The sequence below is a fragment of the Streptomyces sp. NPDC051576 genome (assembly GCF_040681835.1).
In the GTDB taxonomy this organism is placed as follows: domain Bacteria; phylum Actinomycetota; class Actinomycetes; order Streptomycetales; family Streptomycetaceae; genus Streptomyces.
This window is the reverse complement of record NZ_JBFAZO010000012.1, coordinates 367,821-389,606: the sequence shown is the minus strand read 5'-3', so window position 1 is coordinate 389,606 and position 21,786 is coordinate 367,821. Positions and strand designations below refer to the sequence as shown.

General features: G+C 70.1%; 16 protein-coding genes. 7 read left to right on the top strand and 9 right to left on the bottom strand.

Annotated features, from left to right (window positions below):
* Positions 1 to 21: 21 nt before the first annotated feature.
* Complete coding sequence (locus AB0M63_RS35325) at positions 22 to 591, bottom strand: GNAT family N-acetyltransferase (RefSeq protein WP_366022190.1); 570 nt, start codon at positions 589 to 591, stop codon at positions 22 to 24.
* A 268-nt stretch (positions 592 to 859) separates the two neighbouring features.
* Here AB0M63_RS35325 and secA point away from each other — a divergent pair, with 268 nt between their 5' ends.
* Entirely contained in the window at positions 860 to 3,676 is a 2,817-nt protein-coding gene (gene secA / locus AB0M63_RS35320; protein ID WP_355920401.1) for a preprotein translocase subunit SecA, read from the top strand.
* Positions 3,677 to 3,809: 133 nt separating this feature from the next.
* On the opposite strand, the gene AB0M63_RS35315 is transcribed toward secA, so the two are convergent.
* The gene (locus tag AB0M63_RS35315; protein ID WP_355920397.1) at positions 3,810 to 4,445 is read right to left on the bottom strand and encodes an Rv3235 family protein; all 636 of its coding nucleotides are present in this window, start codon (positions 4,443 to 4,445) and stop codon (positions 3,810 to 3,812) included.
* A gap of 321 nt (positions 4,446 to 4,766) precedes the next feature.
* On the opposite strand from AB0M63_RS35315, the gene AB0M63_RS35310 reads away from it, so the two are divergent.
* Together AB0M63_RS35310 and AB0M63_RS35305 are read left to right on the top strand one after the other, a co-directional pair.
* The gene (locus AB0M63_RS35310; RefSeq protein ID WP_355920395.1) at positions 4,767 to 5,282 is read left to right on the top strand and encodes a hypothetical protein; all 516 of its coding nucleotides are present in this window, start codon (positions 4,767 to 4,769) and stop codon (positions 5,280 to 5,282) included.
* An 86-nt stretch (positions 5,283 to 5,368) separates the two neighbouring features.
* Positions 5,369 to 6,034 carry an HAD family hydrolase gene (locus tag AB0M63_RS35305; protein WP_366022189.1) on the top strand — a complete coding sequence of 222 codons (666 nt, stop codon included), beginning with the start codon at positions 5,369 to 5,371 and terminating at the stop codon, positions 6,032 to 6,034.
* A 39-nt stretch (positions 6,035 to 6,073) separates the two neighbouring features.
* Here the strand turns inward: AB0M63_RS35305 and AB0M63_RS35300 are convergent, their stop codons facing one another.
* Positions 6,074 to 6,640, bottom strand: a complete 567-nt coding sequence (locus AB0M63_RS35300; protein ID WP_366022188.1) for a DJ-1/PfpI family protein — start codon at positions 6,638 to 6,640, stop codon at positions 6,074 to 6,076.
* 624 nt (positions 6,641 to 7,264) lie between these two features.
* On the opposite strand from AB0M63_RS35300, the gene AB0M63_RS35295 reads away from it, so the two are divergent.
* Positions 7,265 to 12,196, top strand: coding sequence for an NAD-glutamate dehydrogenase (locus AB0M63_RS35295; protein WP_366022187.1), 4,932 nt, complete (start codon positions 7,265 to 7,267; stop codon positions 12,194 to 12,196).
* Positions 12,197 to 12,317: 121 nt separating this feature from the next.
* Here the strand turns inward: AB0M63_RS35295 and AB0M63_RS35290 are convergent, their stop codons facing one another.
* Positions 12,318 to 13,160: an ABC transporter ATP-binding protein gene (locus AB0M63_RS35290; RefSeq protein WP_355920383.1), complete on the bottom strand. Its 843-nt coding sequence runs from the start codon at positions 13,158 to 13,160 to the stop codon at positions 12,318 to 12,320.
* Positions 13,153 to 14,070 (bottom strand): ABC transporter permease, encoded by a 918-nt coding sequence (locus tag AB0M63_RS35285; RefSeq protein ID WP_355920380.1) that lies wholly within the window; start codon positions 14,068 to 14,070, stop codon positions 13,153 to 13,155. Before AB0M63_RS35285 ends, AB0M63_RS35290 begins: the two co-directional genes overlap by 8 nt.
* 530 nt (positions 14,071 to 14,600) lie before the next feature.
* Between AB0M63_RS35285 and AB0M63_RS35280 the strand changes: the two genes are divergently transcribed.
* Positions 14,601 to 15,227, top strand: coding sequence for a TetR/AcrR family transcriptional regulator (locus AB0M63_RS35280; protein ID WP_355920377.1), 627 nt, complete (start codon positions 14,601 to 14,603; stop codon positions 15,225 to 15,227).
* 338 nt (positions 15,228 to 15,565) lie between these two features.
* Here the strand turns inward: AB0M63_RS35280 and AB0M63_RS35275 are convergent, their stop codons facing one another.
* From AB0M63_RS35275 to AB0M63_RS35265, 3 genes are read right to left on the bottom strand one after another with little or no spacing between them, the layout of a single operon-like run.
* Positions 15,566 to 16,513 (bottom strand): ADP-ribosylglycohydrolase family protein, encoded by a 948-nt coding sequence (locus tag AB0M63_RS35275; RefSeq protein ID WP_366022212.1) that lies wholly within the window; start codon positions 16,511 to 16,513, stop codon positions 15,566 to 15,568.
* Positions 16,514 to 16,527: 14 nt separating this feature from the next.
* Positions 16,528 to 17,508 carry a UDP-glucose 4-epimerase GalE gene (gene galE, locus AB0M63_RS35270; protein WP_366022186.1) on the bottom strand — a complete coding sequence of 327 codons (981 nt, stop codon included), beginning with the start codon at positions 17,506 to 17,508 and terminating at the stop codon, positions 16,528 to 16,530.
* Between the two features lie 52 nt (positions 17,509 to 17,560).
* Complete coding sequence (locus tag AB0M63_RS35265; protein WP_366022185.1) at positions 17,561 to 18,832, bottom strand: glycosyltransferase 87 family protein; 1,272 nt, start codon at positions 18,830 to 18,832, stop codon at positions 17,561 to 17,563.
* A gap of 176 nt (positions 18,833 to 19,008) precedes the next feature.
* Here AB0M63_RS35265 and AB0M63_RS35260 point away from each other — a divergent pair, with 176 nt between their 5' ends.
* On the top strand, positions 19,009 to 20,793 hold the full coding sequence (locus tag AB0M63_RS35260; protein ID WP_366022211.1) for a glycosyltransferase family 39 protein: 1,785 nt from the start codon (positions 19,009 to 19,011) through the stop codon (positions 20,791 to 20,793).
* Here the strand turns inward: AB0M63_RS35260 and AB0M63_RS35255 are convergent.
* Entirely contained in the window at positions 20,753 to 21,214 is a 462-nt protein-coding gene (locus AB0M63_RS35255; protein ID WP_355920367.1) for a MarR family transcriptional regulator, read from the bottom strand. The genes AB0M63_RS35260 and AB0M63_RS35255 overlap by 41 nt on opposite strands.
* Before the next feature lie 156 nt (positions 21,215 to 21,370).
* On the opposite strand from AB0M63_RS35255, the gene AB0M63_RS35250 reads away from it, so the two are divergent.
* Positions 21,371 to 21,784 (top strand): organic hydroperoxide resistance protein, encoded by a 414-nt coding sequence (locus AB0M63_RS35250; protein WP_355920364.1) that lies wholly within the window; start codon positions 21,371 to 21,373, stop codon positions 21,782 to 21,784.
* Positions 21,785 to 21,786: the final 2 nt, after the last annotated feature.

Here is a 21,786-nt window from a genome sequence, read left to right as displayed (position 1 = left end):
CCGAGCTGCGGATTCGCCGATCTAGCGCGGGGCCGGCAGGTACGGCGCCGTCGACGGCAGGCCCAGGTCGGACGGGAGCAGGGAGGCGACCCAGCAGTCCCGTCGTACGCCCTTGTTGTTGATCGCGGAGCGGAGCGTGCCCTCGATGGTGAAACCGGCGTGTTCGGCCACCGCGCGGGAGCCCATGTTGCCGACCTCCGCGCGCCATTCCACCCGGTCGATCGACACATGGGTGAAGGCCCAGCGGGAGACGGCGACGGTGGCCTCGGTGATGTAGCCGTTGCCCCGGTGCTCCTTCGTGGCCCAGAAGCCGACCTCGCCGACGCCCAGGGAGCGCATCGTGACGGCGAGCATGCCCACCAGTTCCCCTTCGGGGAGAAAGACGCCGAAGGTGAACATCGAACCGTTCTCCCAGCCCTCGGGCACCAGTTGCTCGGTGAAGTTCCGCGCGTGCTCCAGGAGGTAGGGCGAGGGGATCGTCGTCCAGCGCTGGATCTCGGGGTCCTGGGCCGCGGAATACACGACATCGGTGTCCTGCGGGCCGACGCTGCGCAGGAGCAGACGGTCGGTCGTGAGCGTGACGGGTTCCATCGGCCGATTCTGCTCGGGGGCACACAAGGACGCCATCCTTTTGCGCTGCGTGAGCGGGCGATCACATTTCGCGCAATTCCTCGGAGGGACGCGGCACCATCGGCGACTCCCGGCCGTTGTCCCCTTTGAAGCAGTTTTGAAGTAGTGGACGGTCGGCGTCCCCGGCAGGCTCCCGGCGTGGCGGGGTCCTCGCATACGATGGCCGTTGCTCAGTCATGTCATTGGAAACCGACCGTCCCAGGCCCGACCGGCAAGGAGACCAACCCCCGTGTCCGTCCTCTCGAAGATCATGCGTGCAGGCGAAGGCAAGATCCTGCGCAAGCTGCACCGCATCGCGGACCAGGTCAACTCCATCGAAGAGGACTTCGTCGACCTCTCCGACGCCGAGCTGAAGGCCCTCACCGAGGAGTACAAGCAGCGCTACGCCGATGGTGAGACCCTGGACGACCTGCTGCCCGAGGCATTCGCCACCGTACGCGAGGCCGCCAAGCGCGTCCTCGGCCAGCGCCACTACGACGTGCAGTTGATGGGCGGCGCCGCCCTGCACCTCGGCTATGTCGCCGAGATGAAGACCGGCGAGGGCAAGACCCTGGTCGGCACCCTGCCCGCGTATCTGAACGCCCTCTCCGGAGACGGCGTCCACATCATCACGGTCAACGACTACCTGGCCGAGCGCGACTCCGAGATGATGGGTCGCATCCACAAGTTCCTGGGCCTCGAGGTCGGCTGCATCCTCGCCAACATGACCCCGGCCCAGCGGCGCGAGCAGTACGCGTGCGACATCACCTACGGCACGAACAACGAGTTCGGCTTCGACTACCTGCGCGACAACATGGCGTGGTCGCAGGACGAACTGGTGCAGCGCGGCCACAACTTCGCGATCGTCGACGAGGTCGACTCCATCCTCATCGACGAGGCCCGTACGCCGCTGATCATCTCCGGCCCGGCCGACCAGGCCACCAAGTGGTACGGCGACTTCGCCAAGCTGGTCACCCGCCTGAAGAAGGGCGAGGCGGGCAACACGCTCAAGGGTCTGGAGGAGACGGGCGACTACGACGTCGACGAGAAGAAGCGCACGGTCGCCATCCACGAGGGCGGTGTCACCAAGGTCGAGGACTGGCTGGGCATCGACAACCTCTACGAGTCGGTGAACACCCCGTTGGTGGGCTACCTGAACAACGCCATCAAGGCCAAGGAGCTCTTCAAGAAGGACAAGGACTACGTCGTCATCGACGGCGAGGTCATGATCGTCGACGAGCACACCGGGCGTATCCTCGCCGGCCGCCGCTACAACGAGGGCATGCACCAGGCGATCGAGGCGAAGGAAGGGGTGGACATCAAGGACGAGAACCAGACGCTCGCCACCATCACCCTGCAGAACTTCTTCCGCCTCTACAGCAACCTCTCGGGCATGACCGGTACGGCGATGACCGAGGCCGCCGAGTTCCACCAGATCTACAAGCTCGGTGTCGTCCCGATCCCGACCAACCGGCCCATGGTCCGCAAGGACCAGTCCGACCTGATCTACCGCACCGAGGTCGCGAAGTTCGAGGCGGTCGTCGACGACATCGCCGAGAAGCACGAGAAGGGCCAGCCGATCCTCGTCGGTACGACGTCGGTCGAGAAGTCCGAGTACCTCTCGCAGCAGCTCGCCAAGCGAGGCATCCAGCACGAGGTGCTGAACGCGAAGCAGCACGACCGTGAGGCGCCGATCATCGCCCAGGCCGGCCGCAAGGGCGCCGTGACGGTCGCCACCAACATGGCCGGCCGCGGTACGGACATCAAGCTCGGCGGCAACCCCGACGACCTCGCCGAGGCGGAGCTGCGCCAGCAGGGCCTCGACCCCGAGGAGCACATCGAGGAGTGGGCGCAGGCCCTGCCCGCCGCCCTGGAGAAGGCCGAGCAGGCGGTCAAGGACGAGTTCGAGGAGGTCAAGGACCTCGGCGGCCTCTACGTCCTCGGTACCGAGCGCCACGAGTCGCGCCGTATCGACAATCAGTTGCGCGGTCGCTCCGGCCGCCAGGGCGACCCGGGCGAGTCCCGCTTCTACCTCTCTCTCGGCGACGACCTGATGCGGCTGTTCAAGGCCCAGATGGTCGAGCGCGTGATGTCCATGGCGAACGTCCCGGACGACGTGCCGATCGAGAACAAGATGGTCACGCGCGCGATCGCGTCCGCCCAGTCGCAGGTCGAGCAGCAGAACTTCGAGACCCGCAAGAACGTCCTCAAGTACGACGAGGTCCTCAACCGGCAGCGCGAGGTCATCTACGGCGAGCGCCGCCGCGTCCTGGAGGGCGAGGACCTCCAGGAGCAGGTCGTGCACTTCATGGACGACACGATCGACGCGTACATCACCGCGGAGACCGCCGAGGGCTTCCCGGAGGACTGGGACCTCGACCGGTTGTGGGGCGCGTTCAAGCAGCTCTACCCGGTGAAGGTCACCGTGGAGGAGCTGGAGGAGGCGGCCGGGGACCGGGCCGGTCTGACCGCCGAGTTCATCTCCGAGTCCATCAAGGACGACATCCACGAGCAGTACGAGCAGCGCGAGGAGCAGCTCGGCTCCGAGATCATGCGTGAGCTGGAGCGCCGGGTCGTGCTGTCGGTCCTGGACCGCAAGTGGCGCGAGCACCTCTACGAGATGGACTACCTCCAGGAGGGCATCGGCCTGCGCGCGATGGCCCAGAAGGACCCGCTGGTCGAGTACCAGCGCGAGGGCTTCGACATGTTCACCGCCATGATGGACGGCATCAAGGAGGAGTCCGCCGGCTACCTGTTCAACCTGGAGGTCCAGGTCGAGCAGCAGGTCGAGGAGGTCCCCGTCGAGGACGACAAGCCGTCACTCGACAAGGAGGACACCGTGCCCGCGCAGGCGAGCGCCCGTCCCGAGATCCGTGCCAAGGGGCTCGACGCACCGCAGCGGCCGGACCGGCTGCACTTCTCCGCGCCGAGCGTGGACGGCGAGGGCGGCGTCGTCGAGGGCGACTTCGCCAGCGACGACGACGAGCCCGTGCGCTCCGAGGCGGACGGCCTCACGCGCGCGGAGCGCCGCAAGCAGGGGCGTGGCGGGCGGCGCCGCAAGAAGTGACGGTCGCTCCGCGTGGGCTGCTGCGAGCTGTGACGGGCTGAGCCTGTCGGGGCCGCTCCCCGCGAAGAGACCTTGAAGGGCCGGGCACCGTGAAGGCGCCCGGCCCTTCGGTATGCGTGCCCAGGAGGCGCCGTCAGTCGTCGTCCTGGTGCGGAACTCGGGAGCCGTCCAGCTCCACCGCCGTGCAGCGCCAGCGGAGGTCCGTGCCTCGCTCCAGCCGGAACGCCATGGCGCGCACCTGGTCACCGGCCCCGATCCGGGCGAAGGCCTCCACGGCGCCCGGGCGGGGGACGTAGTAGCCGATGTCGCGGACCACCGGGCGGGTGCCCCGGGTGGCGCGCAGGGGGCCGTGCTCGGCGAGCCGGATCAGTTCGTCGTAGGCGCGGCCGGCGGTGTGCCGGAGCATCCAGTGGACGGGCCGCTGACCGCTCAGCACGGCGAGGAGCCGGTCGGCGAAGAGGTCGGTGGGGCGCGGCTGGGGGGCGCGGCCGGGGGCGGCCTGGGCGGGCACGGTGGAGGGTTCGGCGCGGTGTGCGGGGCGGCCTGTCACGGGAGTTGAAGTCGCCGGGGCTGTGCCGTGGCTCGGCGCCTGTGTGGGGGGCGTACAGGCCTCGGCCCGTTCTGCCGCGGTCGCCGCACCCGCAGCCGTGGTACGGGACATGCCCCCGCCCTGCCCGCGCGGCGCCCCCGTACCGGGCCGCCGAGGGTCGCGGCGGGTCGGAGGGCGGGTCGGGGTGTGCTGGGCGGTCCTGGTCATGACCTTGTGCATGGGGGTCCCCGTTGGATCGGCCCGGGATGTACCGGGAAGTAACTTTGTGGTTGGGGATCTTGTACGGGGCCGTGGGTGGGGGCTGCAAGGACGTGGCGGGGCGGGTCGGAAGAGCCGGAACGTTCACTTATCCGAGTGATCGGGAAGCGCTGGAGGCGGTGGCCGCAGGGGCGCGCCGGGTGAATCTGCGGTGTGGGGTGGACGCCCCCGACGGTGCGGGTGGGGACTCGATGGGGGACACGCGCACGTATCCTGGAGGACCTCCCGGAGGCGTGGCACCGTCCTCCGCGAGGCCCTCTCCGACTACGAAAGCGACCAGCCATGCGCGTCTACGTCCCCCTGACCCTCTCCGGTCTCGCCGAGGCGTACAAGACGGGTGAGCTGGGGACCGGACCCTTCGTCGCGTACGCCGTCACGCCCGCGCTGCGCGAGTGGTATCTCTCCGACGACATCGAGGAGTTGGAGTACGCGGCGCTGAACCGGGCCGCGCTGGCCTCGCTGCGGCTGCTGGCGGCCGACGCCGACGCGCCGCGGCGGCGCGTCGTGGTCGCCGTCGACGTACCCGACGGCGCGGCGCACGGCGACCCCGACCGCGGACTCGACCCGGCGGCGCTCGGCGAGGTGCGGGTGAGCGGAACCGTGGCGCTGGCCAAGGCGGCGGCCGTCCACGTGGACATGGGTGACGCGGAGGGCGATGTCGGCGCCGCCGCCGACGCGCTCGCGGCGGCGGACCGCGGGGACGACGACGCGCAGTTCGTCGTGGACGGGGCCGAGGACCACGAGCTGCTCTGGTACGCGACGCAGGAGATCCCGAACCTCGTCGGGCTGGGCGACTGAGCCTGTTCGGCGGCGGCCAGACGGCTGAAGATGCCAGTTGACCTGCGGTTCTCTTGATTGTCAGTGGCGGCGGGTACGTTTTTGGCATGGGGATGCAAACGAACGCGCACATCGTCTGGGACTGGAACGGCACGCTGTTCCACGACAATGACGCGATCATCGGGGCGACGAACGCGGCCTTCGCCGAGCTGGGGCTCAAGGCGATCACGATGGAGGAGTACCGGGCGCTGTACTGCGTGCCGGTGCCGAAGTTCTACGAGCGGCTGCTGGGACGGCTGCCCACCGACGCCGAGTGGGAGGTCATGGACGAGGCCTTCCACCGCTACTACGCCGAGCACCGCGTCGTCTGCGGGCTCACCGAGGGCGCGGTCGAGCTGCTCGCGGGGTGGCGGACCGGGGGTCGCAGTCAGTCGATCCTCAGCATGTACGTCCATGACGAACTCGTCCCGCTGGTGCGTGAGTTCGGGATAGAGCCGCACTTCATACGGGTCGACGGGCGCACCGGACCCTCCGGCGGCAGCAAGGCCGAGCACATGGTGCGTCACCTCGAGGCGCTGACCGGCGTGGACCCCGCGCGCACCGTGGTGATCGGCGATGCCGCCGACGACGCGGTGGCCGCGCTGCACGTGGGCGCGCGGGCCGTGCTCTACACCGGCGGTTCGCACAGCCGGGCCAGCCTCGAAGTCGTCGGCGTGCCCGTGGTGGACTCGCTGGCCGAAGCCGTCGCGGAGGCGGAGCGGCTGGCCGCGTGACCGGGGGTGCGGCGACTCAGGAGACGCCGCACCGCGGCCTCACGTCACCGGCGCCTTCGCCCGCAGCACCGTGAGGAACTCCCGCATCCAGCGGGAGTGATCCGGCCACGCGCGGGCGGAGACCAGGGTGCCGTCGACCACCGTCTCGGTGTCCTGGAAGGTCGCTCTGGCGGACTGCATGTCGAGTTCGAGCGCCGGATAGGCCGTGACGCGCCGGCCGCGCAGGCCGTCGATCGCGGCGGTGAGCAGGGGGCCGTGGCAGATCTGGGCCACGGGCTTGTCCGTGTCGAAGAAGGACTTGAGGATCTTGCGGAGTTCGGGATCGTTGCGGAGGTACTCGGGGGCCCGGCCGCCGGGGATGACGAGGGCCGCGTACTGGCCGGGATCGACCTCGGAGAAGGCGAGATCGGCGGGCCAGGTGTAGCCGGGTTTCTCGGTGTAGGTGTCGAAGCCGGGTTCGAAGTCATGGACGACGAACCGGAGCTTCTTGCGCTCGGGAGCCGCGATGTGCACCTCGTAGCCCTCCTCGCGCAGGCGCTGGTAGGGGTAGAGGACTTCCAGCGACTCCGCTGCGTCGCCGGTGACGATGAGGATCTTCGCTGTCATGTCGGTGCGCTCCTCCGTGGCCGTGGCATGCGTCCTGGCCGGGCGCCATGGGCTCAAGGGCTCATGGGCTCATGGGCAACGTGCCGCGCGCCGGGGCACTTGCCAAGGGGCCGCGCGGCGCGGACCCCGGCACCGTCCCGACTGCCCGTGAATACGACGATTTCACTCTCCGCGCCCCTGTGCATAACGTCAAAGTTCCACCCTCGGTTTTGTACACAACCGGCTCATGACGAGCCCCCGGTGAGGAGCGATAGCCTTGTGGCGTGATCAGCGCGATATTTCGCGGGGGCATCGTCGCCCCTGCTCCGCGCCCGGCGACCACGGACTACATCCGTGACCGGGCGGCGGTCGCTGGTCCCAGGGTCTGTCCAACAGACTTTCGCGGGCGGGACGGAGCCCACAGGGCTCCCAGGACGCCGCGCACACCCCGGGTACCGGCGCCGCAGAGATCAGCGTCACACCCTTCGGGCGTGCCGAAAATGGCCGATAACCCACCGCTCATCTCACCCTGCGGCATAGCGTCTGAGCAGACCGGACACCCCGGGCCGTGGCGTCGAGCCGCAGGGGAAGACACCGAACTTCCTTCTACGTCACGCAACGGCGCGCGACAGGAGCCAGAGGACAATGCAGACCAAGCTGGACGAAGCCAAGGCCGAGCTGCTCGAACGGGCTGCCCGGGTAGCTGAGAACAGCCCGGTCGGGGGGCATCTACCGACCGGGACGACGGACGAGAGCACCCCTGACCGGGACACCGTGCTCGCGTTCCTCCAGCGCTACTACCTGCACACCGCCCCGGAGGACCTCGCCGACCGCGACCCGGTCGACATCTTCGGCGCCGCCTTCTCCCACTACCGACTGGCCGAGACCCGACCCCAGGGCACGGCCAACGTACGGGTGCACACCCCGACGGTCGAAGAGAACGGCTGGACGTGCAGCCACACCGTCGTCGAGGTCGTCACCGACGACATGCCCTTCCTCGTCGACTCGGTGACCAACGAACTGACCCGCCAGGGCCGGGGCATCCACGTCGTCATCCACCCGCAGATCGTCGTCCGCCGCGACCTCACCGGCAAGCTCATCGAGGTGCTCACCACCCCGCCCGCCGACGAGCTGCCGCACGACGCGCACACCGAGTCCTGGATCCACGTCCAGATCGACCGCGAGACCGACCGCGCCGACCTGAAGCAGATCAACGCCGACCTGCTGCGCGTCCTGTCCGACGTCCGCGAGGCCGTCGAGGACTGGGAGAAGATGCGGGACGCGGCCCTGCGGATGGCCGACGAACTGCCCGCCGAGCCGACCGCCTCCGACCTGCCCTCCAGCGAGGTCGGCGAGGCCCGCGAGCTGCTGCGCTGGCTGGCCGCCGACCACTTCACCTTCCTCGGCTACCGCGAGTACCAGCTCCGCGAGGACGACTCCCTCGCCGCCGTCCCCGGCACCGGCCTCGGCATCCTGCGCTCCGACCCGCAGCACACCGGCGAGGACAGCCACCCGGTGAGCCCGTCCTTCGAGCGGCTCCCGGCCGACGCCCGCGCCAAGGCCCGCGAGCACAAGCTCCTCGTCCTGACGAAGGCCAACAGCCGGTCCACGGTGCACCGCCCGTCGTACCTCGACTACGTGGGCGTGAAGAAGTTCGACGAGAAGGGCGAGGTCGTCGGCGAGCGCCGCTTCCTCGGACTGTTCTCCTCCGCCGCCTACACCGAGTCCGTCCGCCGGGTCCCGGTCATCCGGCGCACGGTCGACGAGGTGCTGGAGGGCGCCGGCTTCTCGCCCAACAGCCACGACGGACGTGACCTGCTCCAGATCCTGGAGACGTACCCGCGCGACGAGCTGTTCCAGACCCCGGTCGACGAACTCCGCTCGATCGTCACCTCCGTGCTCTACCTCCAGGAACGCCGGCGGCTGCGGCTCTACCTCCGCCAGGACGAGTACGGCCGCTACTACTCGGCCCTCGTCTACCTCCCGCGCGACCGCTACACCACCGGCGTGCGCCTCAGGATCATCGACATCCTGAAGGAGGAACTCGACGGCACCAGCGTCGACTTCACCGCCTGGAACACCGAGTCGATCCTCTCCCGGCTGCACTTCGTGGTCCGCGTCGAGCCGGGCACCGAACTGCCCGAGCTGTCCGACAACGACAAGGACCGCATCGAGGCCCGCCTGGTCGAGGCCGCCCGCTCCTGGGCCGACGGCTTCGGCGAGGCACTGAACGCCGAGTGCGGCGAGGAGCGCGCGGCCGAACTCGTACGCCGCTACGGCAACGCCTTCCCCGAGGGCTACAAGGCGGACCACAACCCGCGCGCCGCCGTCGCCGACCTGGTCCACCTGGAACAGCTCACCGAGGAACAGGGCTTCGCGCTCAGCCTCTACGAACCGGTGGGCGCCGCCCCCGAAGAGCGCCGCTTCAAGATCTACCGCAAGGGCGCCTCGGTCTCCCTCTCCGCCGTGCTGCCGGTCCTCAGCCGCCTCGGCGTCGAGGTCGTGGACGAGCGGCCGTACGAACTGCGCTGCTCGGACCGTACGACCGCGTGGATCTACGACTTCGGGCTGCGCATGCCCAAGTCGCAGAGCGGCAACGGGGACTACCTCGGCGACGACGGCCGCGAGCGGTTCCAGGAGGCGTTCGCCGCCACCTGGACCGGGCAGGCCGAGAACGACGGGTTCAACGCGCTGGTGCTGAGCGCCGGGATCGACTGGCGGCAGGCGATGGTGCTGCGGGCGTACGCCAAGTACCTGAGGCAGGCCGGTTCCACCTTCAGCCAGGACTACATGGAGGACACCCTCCGCAACAACGTCCACACCACCCGGCTGCTCGTCTCCCTGTTCGAGGCGCGGATGTCGCCGGACCGGCAGCGCGCCGGGCACGAGATCGTCGACGCCCTCCTGGAGGAGCTCGACGCGGCCCTCGACCAGGTGGCGAGCCTCGACGAGGACCGGATCCTGCGGTCCTTCCTGACCGTCATCAAGGCGACGCTGCGCACGAACTTCTTCCAGGAAGCGGTCGGCGGCAAGCCGCACGCGTACGTGTCGATGAAGTTCGACCCACAGGCCATCCCGGACCTGCCGGCGCCGCGGCCGGCGTACGAGATCTGGGTGTACTCGCCGCGCGTGGAGGGCGTGCACCTGCGGTTCGGCAAGGTCGCGCGCGGCGGTCTGCGCTGGTCGGACCGGCGGGAGGACTTCCGTACCGAGATCCTCGGCCTGGTCAAGGCGCAGATGGTGAAGAACACCGTCATCGTGCCGGTCGGCGCCAAGGGCGGCTTCGTCGCCAAGCAGCTGCCGGACCCGAGCGTCGACCGGGACGCGTGGCTCGCCGAGGGCATCGCCAGCTACAAGATGTTCATCTCGGCCCTGCTCGACATCACCGACAACCTGGTGGCCGGCGAGGTCGTGCCCCCGGCGGACGTCGTCCGGCACGACGAGGACGACACCTACCTCGTCGTCGCCGCCGACAAGGGCACCGCGACCTTCTCGGACATCGCCAACGGGGTCGCCGAGAGCTACAACTTCTGGCTCGGCGACGCCTTCGCCTCCGGCGGCAGCGCCGGCTACGACCACAAGAAGATGGGCATCACCGCGCGCGGTGCCTGGGAATCCGTCAAGCGGCACTTCCGGGAGCTGGGCGTCGATACCCAGAGCGAGGACTTCACGGTCGTCGGCGTCGGCGACATGTCCGGAGACGTGTTCGGCAACGGCATGCTGCTCAGCGAGCACATCCGCCTGGTCGCCGCCTTCGACCACCGGCACATCTTCCTCGACCCGAACCCGGACGCGGCCGTCTCGTACGCCGAGCGGCGCCGCATGTTCGAGCTCCCGCGCTCCAGTTGGGCCGACTACAACACGGAGCTGCTGTCGGCCGGCGGCGGCGTCTTCCCCCGCACGGCCAAGGCGATCCCCGTCAACGGACACATCCGCGAGGCCCTCGGCATCGAGGACAAGGTCTCCAAGATGACGCCCGCCGACCTGATGAAGGCGATCCTCAAGTCACGGGTCGACCTGCTGTGGAACGGCGGCATCGGCACCTACGTCAAGGCGAGCACCGAGTCCCACGCGGACGTCGGCGACAAGGCCAACGACGCGATCCGTGTCGACGGCGCCGACCTGCGCGTCAAGGTCGTCGGCGAGGGCGGCAACCTGGGCCTGACCCAGCTCGGCCGGATCGAGTTCGCCCAGCGGGGCGGCAAGATCAACACGGACGCGATCGACAACAGCGCGGGCGTGGACACCTCCGACCACGAGGTGAACATCAAGATCCTGCTCAACGGCCTGGTCACAGACGGCGACATGACCGTCAAGCAGCGCAACAAGATCCTCGCCGAGATGACCGACGAGGTCGGCGCCCTCGTCCTGCGCAACAACTACGCGCAGAACACCGCGATCGCCAACGCGCTCGCCCAGTCCAAGGACATGCTCCACGCTCAGCAGCGCTTCATGCGCACCCTGGTCCGCGAGGGCCACCTCGACCGGGCGCTGGAGTTCCTGCCCACCGACCGCCAGATCCGCGAACGCCTCGCCCAGGGACAGGGGTTGACCGGTCCCGAGACGGCCGTCCTGCTGGCGTACACGAAGATCACGGTCTCCGACGAGCTGCTGCACACCTCGCTGCCCGACGACCCGTATCTGCGCACCCTGCTGCACGCCTACTTCCCGACCGCGCTGCGCGAGAAGTTCGCCGAGCAGATCGACACCCACGCGCTGCACCGCGAGATCGTCACCACGGTCCTCGTCAACGACACGGTCAACACCGGCGGTACGAGCTTCCTGCACCGCCTCCGCGAGGAGACCGGGGCCTCCCTGGAGGAGATCGTCCGGGCGCAGACCGCGGCCCGCGCGATCTTCCACGCCGCCGAGGTGTGGGACGGCGTCGAGGCACTCGACAACACCGTCGAGGCGCCCGTCCAGACCCGCATCCGCCTGCACTCGCGCCGCCTGTGCGAGCGCGGCACCCGCTGGCTGCTCAACAACCGGCCGCAGCCGCTCCAACTCGCCGAGACCGTCGAGTTCTTCGGTGACCGCGTCGAACAGGTCTGGTCCCAGCTCCCCAAGCTGCTGCGCGGCGCTGACCTGGAGTGGTACCAGCAGATCTACGACGAGCTGTCCGGCGCCGGCGTCCCCGCCGAACTCGCCACCCGCGTGGCCGGGTTCTCCTCCGCCTTCCCGGCGCTCGACATCGTCTCGGTGGCCGACCGCACGGGCAAGGACCCGATGGACGTCGCCGAGGTCTACTACGACCTCGCCGACCGCCTCCACATCACCCAACTCATGGACCGCATCATCGAGTTGCCCCGCGCCGACCGCTGGCAGTCCATGGCCCGCGCCTCCATCCGCGAGGACCTGTACGCGGCCCACGCGGCCCTGACCGCCGACATCCTCGCGGCGGGCAACGGCACCTCGACCCCCGCACAGCGCTTCACGGCCTGGGAGGAGAAGAACGCGGCGATCCTGGGCCGGGCACGCACGACCCTGGACGAGATCCAGGGCTCGGAGATGTTCGACCTGGCCAACCTGTCGGTGGCGATGCGCACGATGAGGACACTGCTGCGCACGCATTCGTAGTCCCTACGCATTCGTAGCCCCTACGACTTCGTAGTCCGACTTCGTAGTTCCTACGACAACGAGGGCGCCCCGGGCCGTGATGGCTCGGGGCGCCCTCGTTCGCCGACTGGTGACGCTGGTGCTAGTTGGCCTTGGGCTTGTCGGCACCGCCCGTGAAGGCCTCGTACGCCTCCAGGACCTCTTCCGTCGGCCCGTCCATCCGCAGCTCGCCGCGCTCCAGCCACAGCACGCGGTCGCAGGTGTCGCGGATCGACTTGTTGTTGTGGCTGACGAGGAAGACCGTGCCCGCGTGCTTCCGCAGCTCGCGGATCCGCTCCTCGGAGCGCCGCTGGAACGACCGGTCGCCCGTCGCCAGCGCCTCGTCGATCAGGAGTACGTCGTGGTCCTTGGCGGCGGCGATGGAGAAACGCAGCCGGGCGCCCATGCCGGAGGAGTACGTCCGCATGGGGAGGGTGATGAAGTCGCCCTTCTCGTTGATCCCGGAGAAGTCGACGATGTCCTGGTAGCGCTCCTTGATCTGCTCCCGGGACATGCCCATGGCGAGGCCGCCGAGATAGACGTTGCGCTCGCCGGTCAGATCGCCCATCAGGGCCGCGTTGACGCCGAGGAGGGAGGGCTGGCCGTGGGTGTAGATGCGGCCGTTCTCCACCGGGAGCAGGCCCGCGACCGCCTTGAGCAGCGTGGACTTGCCGGAACCGTTGGTGCCGATCAGGCCGACCGCCTCGCCCTTGTAGGCGACGAAGGACACCTTCTTGACCGCGTGCACGGTGCGCACGCCCGAGGCCTTCTCGCTCTGCTTGCGGCGCATCATGCGGTTGAGGGCGGCGGTCGCGGTGCCGCGTCCGGCGCCGGTTCCGTTGACCCGGTAGATGATGTCGACGCCGTCGCAGACGACGGTGGGGATCGTACTGTCCGCGGCCACGGGGGTCCGCTCGGTGCTGTACTCGATGGTCTGCTCAGCCACGGCCGTACGTCTCCTCAGCCTTCCAGAAGTAGATGAAGCCGCCGACGCCGGCGATCAGTGCCCAGCCGGTCGCGGCAGGCCACACGTGCGGGGGGAGCTGGCTGGAGTGGAAGCTGTCGATCAGCGCGTACCGCATGAGGTCGATGTAGACGGCCGCCGGGTTGGTCTCCAGGGCGAGCGTCACGAAGTGCGGCAGGTGGTCCTTGCTGGTCAGCTTGTCGATGCTCCACATGACACCGGAGACGTACATCCAGGTGCGCAGGATGAACGGCATCAGCTGCGCGATGTCCGGCGTCTTCGCCCCCATCCGGGCCATGATCATCGAGACGCCCGCGTTGAACGTGAACTGCAGCACCAGTACCGGGATCGCCAGCACCCAGGAGAAGCTGATCGGTACACCGAAGCAGAGCAGGATCACGACCAGGGCGGCCATCGAGAACAACAGCTGCTGGAGCTGCTGCAACGCGAACGAGATCGGCAGCGCGGCCCGCGGGAAGTGCAGGGCCCGTACGAGGCCGAGGTTGCCGGAGATCGCCCGGGTGCCCGCCATGATCGAGCTCTGCGTGAACGTCCAGATGAACACGCCCGTCACCAGGAACGGGATGTAGTCCGGCACGCCGCGCTTGGTGCCCAGCAGGATGCCGAAGATGAAGTAGTACACCGCCGCGTTCAACAGCGGTGTCATCACCTGCCAGATCTGGCCCAGCTTCGCCTGGCTGTACTGCGCGGTCAGCTTGGCGGTGGCGAACGCGGTGATGAAGTGGCGTCGCTCCCACAACTGGCGGACATACTCGGCCAGGGAGGGGCGGGCGCCACTGACCGTGAGGCCGTGGCGTGCGGCGAGCGCCGCGAGGTCGTCTTCGTCGGCCGGGGCCGGCGAATGGGGCGGTGTGTGGAGGACCTGGCTCACATCCGCTGCTTTCGCTCGGGGGGAGGGGGTGCGTGCGTCCGGCTGCCGTGTCCCGTTGCCCGGCGTTTCCTTACGCTTCTCTTTACGTTCTCTTACGTCGGGACGGGACCGTATCGTCGCAACGTGAGCGTAGGCCGATTCGGCGTCGGAACGCAACCGTTTCGTCGTGACGGATGTGATGGGGCCGTTAGGTTTGGGTCGGGACGGGGCTGTTGCGTCGTTACGCTCTGGGTGGGGGTGGTGTGCGGACGGGATGGGACGTGACGTGACGGGACGGTCGCGTCGTGCGGACGGACCCGTTGCGTCGTGCGGACGCTGCGGGAGCGTCGCGAGGACGGCACCGGTCCGTCGCGAGGACGGCGCCGGTCCGTCGCGGCGACGAGCCGGTTGCGTCGCGACGAGCCGCCCCCGTCCGCGCTGCGGCGCGACCGTTTCGTCGCAACGCGGCCCCCGCCCCGCGTGCCCCCTGCGCCACGCGCACCCCGCGTCGGAACGCAACCGTTTCGTCGCAACGCCCCTATGCTTGGACTATGACGACAAACGCCGACGAGCCCCAGACACGTCAGCGCCGCCGCACCCCCGCAGGGGCGGCCGTACTCCGCGAGGATGTGACCGAAGCCATTCGGGGAGCGGTCTTCGAGGAGCTGGCGGCGGTCGGGTATGCCCGGATGTCGATCGAGGGGATCGCGCGTCGCGCCGGGGTGGGCAAGACGGCGGTGTACCGCCGGTGGCGTTCGAAGCTGCACCTGGTGCTGGACGTCGTGTCGGCGATCGCGGTGATGGGGCTGCCGACGCCGGACACCGGTTCGCTGGAGGGTGACCTTCGGATGCTGTACGAGGTGACGTCACGGGCCCTGCGCCACCCCGTGGCCTCGCAGATCATCCCGGACCTTCAGGCGGAGGCGGCCCGCAACCCGGAGATCGCCGACGCCATGCAGAAGGCGTTGCGCGAGGGCCAGGAGGGGGTGGCCAGCAAGATCCTGGCGGCGGCGGAACGGCGTGGTGAGATCCGCCCCGGCATGGACGAGGACCTGGCCCTGGACCTGATCTCCGGCCCCCTGTACTGGCGTGCCGTGGTGATCCGCAGCCCGAAGCTGCCGAAGGGATACCTGGGGGCGCTCGCCCGGGCGACCACGGAGGGGCTCAAGGCGCTGTAGGGCTGGGGCCCGTCCGGTGATCATGCCGCAGTCGCGCGGGGCCCGGCGCACGCATCTGCGGAGCTGCCGTCGGCCGCAGACGCTCCACCTCGCCCCCGCCTCGCAGTCGCACGCGCTGAGCCCCGCTCACTAGCGCTGATCGGGCGCCGCCGCTTTCCCGCGACCTGATCCGCTGGACAGGATCTAGCCCCGCCGCCGGCCCAACCGCCGTGCCAGTGCGCCGAGTTCAGCAACCCGCAGCACCCCCGCCCTCGCCTCGCCGCCGTACGCAACGCGCCCCGCCCACCAGCGCTGATCAGTCGCCGCCTCATCCCCGCGACCCGTCCGCCGCACAGGCCCTAGCCCCGCGCCTTCTCCAACCCCCGCGCCAGTTCCCCGAGTTCAGCGGCCCCCAGCACCCGCCCACCGAACCCCGGCAGGGGTACATGCAGGGCCTCGGTCCAGCGTTCAGGGATCGCCGCGCTGCCGTACACCGCCCCCGCGAGGCCGCCCGTCACGGCGGCGACGGTGTCCGTGTCGCCGCCGAGGTCGATGGCGGCGCGCAGGGCGTTCTCGTAGGAGGACGTGGTTCGTAGGGCCCAGAGGGCGGAGGCGAGGCAGGGCCAGACGGCGCCGTTGAACTCCGTCGCGAGGTCGGGGTGCCAGTCGGGGGAGAGGGCGACGGCGTAGCGCTCGCGGTGGTCGGGGTGGACGGATCGGAGTGTCTCCTCGACGGCGTCGAGGGGGTCGTCGCCGGCCAGGGCGATGCGGGTCAACTCGTGGAAGACGGCGGTGCCTTCCCATGCGGCGCGGTCTCCGTGAGTGAGCGCGGCGATGCGGCGGGCGGCGTCCATCGTGGCGTCGCGTCCCTCGCGCGCGAAGTACACGGCGGAGGGAGCGGCGCGCATCAACGAGCCGTTCCCGGCGCCCCGTTGGCTTGTCCGGAAGTGCAGGGCGGCGGCCAGGTCCCAGGGGTCGCCGCTGGTCAGCACGGCCTCGGTCTGCAGGCCGATGTCCTTCGGTTCGGAGGCCGCCCACTGCCTGAACCGCCTGAACACGTCGGGGAGTTGGAGGCCCCCGCATTCCATCAGCGACTCCGCGACCAGTACCGCCATCTGCGTGTCGTCGGTGGCCTCGCCCGGGTCCCAGCCGCCGCCCCCGCACATCTCGCCGCCGTGACCCGGCGCCGGAAACCGGGCTGAGAAGGCGCCTTCGGGCCCGAACTCGAAGGGCGCGCCGAGAGCGTCGCCGACGGCGGAGCCGAGGACGGCGCCTACGGCGCGTTCCACTCTTGAGCAACTGCCCATCAGATCCCGGCCCTTCAGGACCGTGCGGCCCCAGGGTGCAACCGCACCCAGCCCTCCCACGCCGACGAGATCATGTCCTGGACGTCGAGCTTGGCCTTCCAGCCCAGTTCGGTGGCGATGCGGTCGGCGGAGGCGACGACGCGGGCCGGGTCTCCGGGGCGGCGCGGGTGGACGGTCGGGGGGCGGTCGTAGCCGGTGATCGCGTTGATGTGGTCGATCATCTCGCGGACCGAAACGCCTTCCCCGCGGCCGATGTTGAGGGTGAGGGCGCGGCCAGGGGAGGCCTGGAGGGCGCGGGCCGCGGCGACGTGGGCCTCGGCCAGGTCCACGACGTGGATGTAGTCGCGGACGCAGGTGCCGTCCGGGGTGACGTAGTCGTCGCCGAAGATGCGCGGGGGCGCGTTCTCGGTGAGCTTCTCGAAGACCATGGGGACGATGTTGAAGACGCCGACGTCGGCGAGTTCGGGGGCGGCGGCTCCGGCCACGTTGAAGTAGCGCAGGGAGGCTGTGGAGAGGCCGGTCGCCCGGCCTGTCGCGCGGACCAGCCACTCACCGGCGAGCTTGGTCTCGCCGTAGGGCGACATGGGCAGGCACGGCGTCTCCTCGGTCACCAGCTCCACGTCCGGCATGCCGTAGACGGCGGCCGAGGACGAGAACACGAAGGACGGGACGCCGGCCGTGGTGACCGCCTCCAGGAGGACGCGCAGGCCCTCGACGTTCTCCCGGTAGTAGTGCAACGGCAGGTCCACCGACTCGCCGACCTGCTTCTTCGCCGCCAGATGGACGACTCCGGTGACGTCCTGGTCGGCGAGGGTGCGGGCCACCCGTTCCGCGTCCAGGGTCGAGCCCACCACCAGGGGCACACCGTCGGGCACGCGTTCGGCGATACCGGTGGACAGGTCGTCGTAGACGACCGCCTGTTCGCCCGCCTCGGTCATCGCCCTCACGACGTGCGCCCCGATGTATCCGGCGCCGCCGGTGATCAGCCAGGTCATGTGCGGCCGTCCCCTCCCTCGCTCGATGTCACGCGCTTGCGTCCTCAGTCAATCAGGCGCCGGAGTGTGCCGCGGACAGCTGCTCGGACTCCCCGTACGGGGAGGAGGGCCGCACGCGCGTGTGCGTCGTCGCGGGGAGCGGCCTCGACGACCGCCACAGGCGGACGAAGGAGAGGACGGCCGTGGCGGCCAGCAGACCGTTGCGTACGGCCATCAGGGCGCAGCCCGTCCAGGTGCTGTGGATGACGTCGTCGTACAGGACGGGGAACTCGACGGCGCTGACCGCGGTGGCCGCCGCGATCAGCCAGGCCACCGGGCGTTGAGTGGTGTGCCGTGAGGTCAGGCAGACGGCGGCCAGGCCGAGCAGCCAGATCATGTACTGGGGGCTGATCACCCGGCTGGTCACGGTGAACAGCAGGACGGCGCTCAGCGCGGCGTCGTACGGCGTCGCGGCGGTCCAGCGGCGGGCCCGGAGCCGCCACAGGAGCAGCAGCGCGAAGGCGACCGCCGTGAGCGCGAGGGAGGCGTCGGCGACGGCGGAGACATACGGTCCCGTGAACTCCATCGCGCCGTACCGGTAGCGCACCCGGCCCGGCCAGCCGGCGTGGGTCGCCAGGCCGAGGGCCGTGCCACCGAGTGACTCGATCTGTACGCCCCGGCCGCCCTGTTGGCGCAAGAAGGCGAAAGGATTGTTGAACAAGGCCACGAGCATCATGAGCGACAAGGCCCCCGTCCCCACCGCCCACGACCACACCGACCGCGTCGCCCGCCCCCTCGGCATCCCCAGCAGCACCAGTCCCGGCCACACCTTCACCAACGCGCCCAGCGCCGCGAACGTGCCGCACGCACGCGTGGAGCGCGACAACGTCAACAGGGAGATGACGGCGAACGCCGTGACCTGCACGTCGTAGCGGACGAACGGGATGTGCAGGAGGAGGGGGAGGCCGCAGATCCAGTACGCGGCGCCGCGCAGGCCGTGCCCGGGACGGGCGCCCGCGCGGACCAGGGTCAGGGTGATCAGGGCGTCGGTGGCGAGGGTGAGGGCGACGAACGCCTGGAAGTACGTCAGGCCCGGCAGCAGCGCGGGGGCCAGCAGGACGGGGCCGGCGCCCGGCGGGTACTGCCACATCGGGTCGTGCGCCGGGAACGCGCCGTGCGACAGGACGCCGTACCAGTGGTGGTACAGCTCCCACACCTCCCGCGCGACCTCGCCCCCGCCGAGCAGCGGGAGGCCGCCGAGGGCGAGGAGGAGCAGCATGCCCGCGCGGGTGGCGAGCCAGGCGAGGGTGAGGGCGAGGCGGCGGTGTCCGCGGACGGCGTTCATCATCGCGGATCGTAAGCCGGGTGAATGCCGCAGGAATGCTGATACACCGTCAATCGACGGTAAGAGCTTGCCAACAGTACAAAATCAGCCAGGTGGACAGCCAAGGTGAGGGTGAGTACGGGCGTGCGCGGTGGACGCGCGCGGAGGTCGTGGCCGTGGTCGTGCCGGTGGCCGTCATGCTCGCGCTGGGGCTGTGGGGCCTCGATCGCGGCGGCATGTGGGGCGACGAGGCCGTCACCTTCCTGGTCGGGCGGCGCACGGTGCCGCAGATCTGGCGGCTGCTGCACGGTGTGGACGCGGTGCACGGCCTGTACTACCTCCTCATGCACGCCGTCCTCGCCGTCCACCCCGGCGAGGTGGCCCTCCGCCTGCCGTCCGTCTGCGGAGCCGCCGCGACGGCGGGCCTGGTCGCGGCCCTCGGCACACGCCTGGCCCGCCCCCGCGTCGGCCTCTGGGCCGGCCTGCTCTACGCGATCACCCCGCTGATCGGCCACTACGCCCAGGAGGGCCGTTCCTACGCCCTCGTCGCGGCCGGCGTGGCGGGCGCGACGCTGCTCCTGGTGCGGGCCCTCGACGGACGGTCGTGGTGGCCGTACGGCGCTGTCCTCGCCGTGACCTTTCTGCTGCACGAGTTCGCGGTCCTGGTGCTCTGCGCGCACGCGCTGACACTGGCGGCGGCGCGGGTGCCCAGGGCGGTGTGGGCCGGCTGGACCCGTGCGGCGGGGGTGGCGGTGGCCGTCCTGCTGCCCCTGGCCTGGGTGTCCCAGCGGCAGTCCGGCCAGGTGGCCTGGCTGAGGGTGCCGGACCGGGACACGACGGAGCGGCTGGCCCGGGAGTTCCTCGCCGTCACCCCGACCGGGGTCGTCCTGTGGACCTCGGTCCTGCTGATCCTGGTGGGACTCGGCACACGGCGGCTCGCGTCGGTCGCGCTGCCGTTGCTGGTGGTGCCGCCGGTGATCCTGCTGACGGTGTCGCAGTTCCGGCCGCTGTTCCACGAGCGGTATGTGCTCTACGCGCTCGCGGGGGCGCCGCTGCTGGTGGCGGCGGGGGCGGACCGCCTGCTGGAGCTGGCGGGCCGACTGCGACCCGGCGCTCTCCCACGACCGGAAGCCGACCGTGCGCGGGCCCGAGCGGCCGAGGCGGCCGGTGCTGAGAGTCGCCCCCAGTTGGTCGGCGCGCGGGCCTCCAGCGGTCACCGCGTCGGAGCCGGAGCCGGAGCCGGAACTGGAGTCGGAGTCGGAGCCGGAGCTGGAGTCGGAGTCGGAGCCGGAGCTGGAGTCGAATCTCCAAGACGCCTTCCACTGACCGGAGTTGACCGCACACCCGGATCCACCGCCCCCGCATCACCGGAAGCCCACCGCACCCCCTCCCACCTCACTCGCCACCCCCTCCACCGCACCCCCCTCCACCGCACCCCCCTCATCACCCTCGCCGGCATCCTCGCCGTAACCGTCCCCTTCCTTCACGGTCTCCCCGCCTACCGGAACGACCGTGACGCGGCCCGCCGCCCCGAGAACCTCGCCGCCATCTCCGCGATTGCCGGTCGTGAGCTGCGGCCCGGTGACCCCGTGCTGTTCCTGCCGTCGTTCTGGCGGGTGACGACGTCCGCGTATCCGGGACCGTTCGTCGGTGCGCGGGACCTGGCGCTGGCGGAGCCGGGGGCCGGGTCCGGGACGTTGAGCGGGCGGGAGGTGGCGCCGAGGGAGTTGCGGGCGCGGCTCGCCGGGGTGGACCGGGTGTGGATCGTCGCGCAGTCGAATCTGCTGCCGTCCAGGTGGGTGCCCGGTGACCCCACCGACCGGGTCAAACTCGACGTCGTGGACGGGGAGTTCGCGCGTGGGCGGGAGTATGTGAGCGGACGCGTGAAGCTCGCCCTCTACATCCGCCGGATGCCACCGGGGTCGGTGGACCCGGTGTCGTCTACGGCTGCTCCAGCGTCGCCGCGTCCAGCGCGCCGGTGAGTTCGTCGAGGCGTTCGCGCAGGGCGCGGATCTCCTCGACGTCGAAGCCGGTCGCGCCCACGATGCGGCGCGGTACCTCAAGGGCGCGCTCGCGCAGGGCGACGCCCTCGTCGGTGAGCCGTACCTCCACCGAGCGCTCGTCGCGGGCGCTGCGCTCACGCCGTACCAGACCGGCCGTCTCCAGCCGCTTGAGCAGCGGGGACAGGGTGCCGGAGTCCAGTCGCAGGTGTTCGCCGAGCTTCTTGACGGGCAGCTCGCCGTGCTCCCACAGCACCAGCATCACCAGGTACTGCGGGTACGTGAGCCCGAGGTCCTTGAGGATCACGCGGTAGACACCGCCGAACGCGCGGGACGCGGCGTTCAGGGAGAAGCAGATCTGCTGGTCGAGGCGGAGCCAGTCGGTGGTGGGAGTGGTGGTCATGGTTCCAGGATAGCGCCAGCGAGCCATTTAGTTGTGGGCAATTGAATTGTGTGCTCTAATTATCGCCGTGAGGCGGCCCGGACCCCCGGGCCGGGCACCTCCGTCAAGACTTCCGAAGTTCCGTAAGTTCCGTAAGTTCCGAGAGGGATGGTTTCCATGGACGCGATCTACACCGCCGTAGCCACCGCCACCCACGGCCGTGACGGCCGCGCGGTCAGCAACGACGGCAAGATCGACCTTCAGCTCGGCATTCCGGTGGAGATGGGCGGCAACGGCCAGGGCACCAACCCCGAGCAGCTCTTCGCCGCCGGTTACGCCGCCTGTTTCGGCAGCGCCCTCGGCCTCGTCGGCCGGCAGGCGAAGGTCGACGTGACCGACGCCGCCGTGACCGCCGAGGTCGGCATCGGCAAGCAGGGCGAGGGCTTCGGCCTCAAGGTGACCCTGCGCGTCGAGCTGCCCGACACCCTGGACGAGGCGACCGGCCGCAAGCTGGTCGAGACCGCCCACCAGGTCTGCCCCTACTCGAACGCGACCCGCGGCAACATAGAGGTCGACCTCGTCATCGAGTAGTC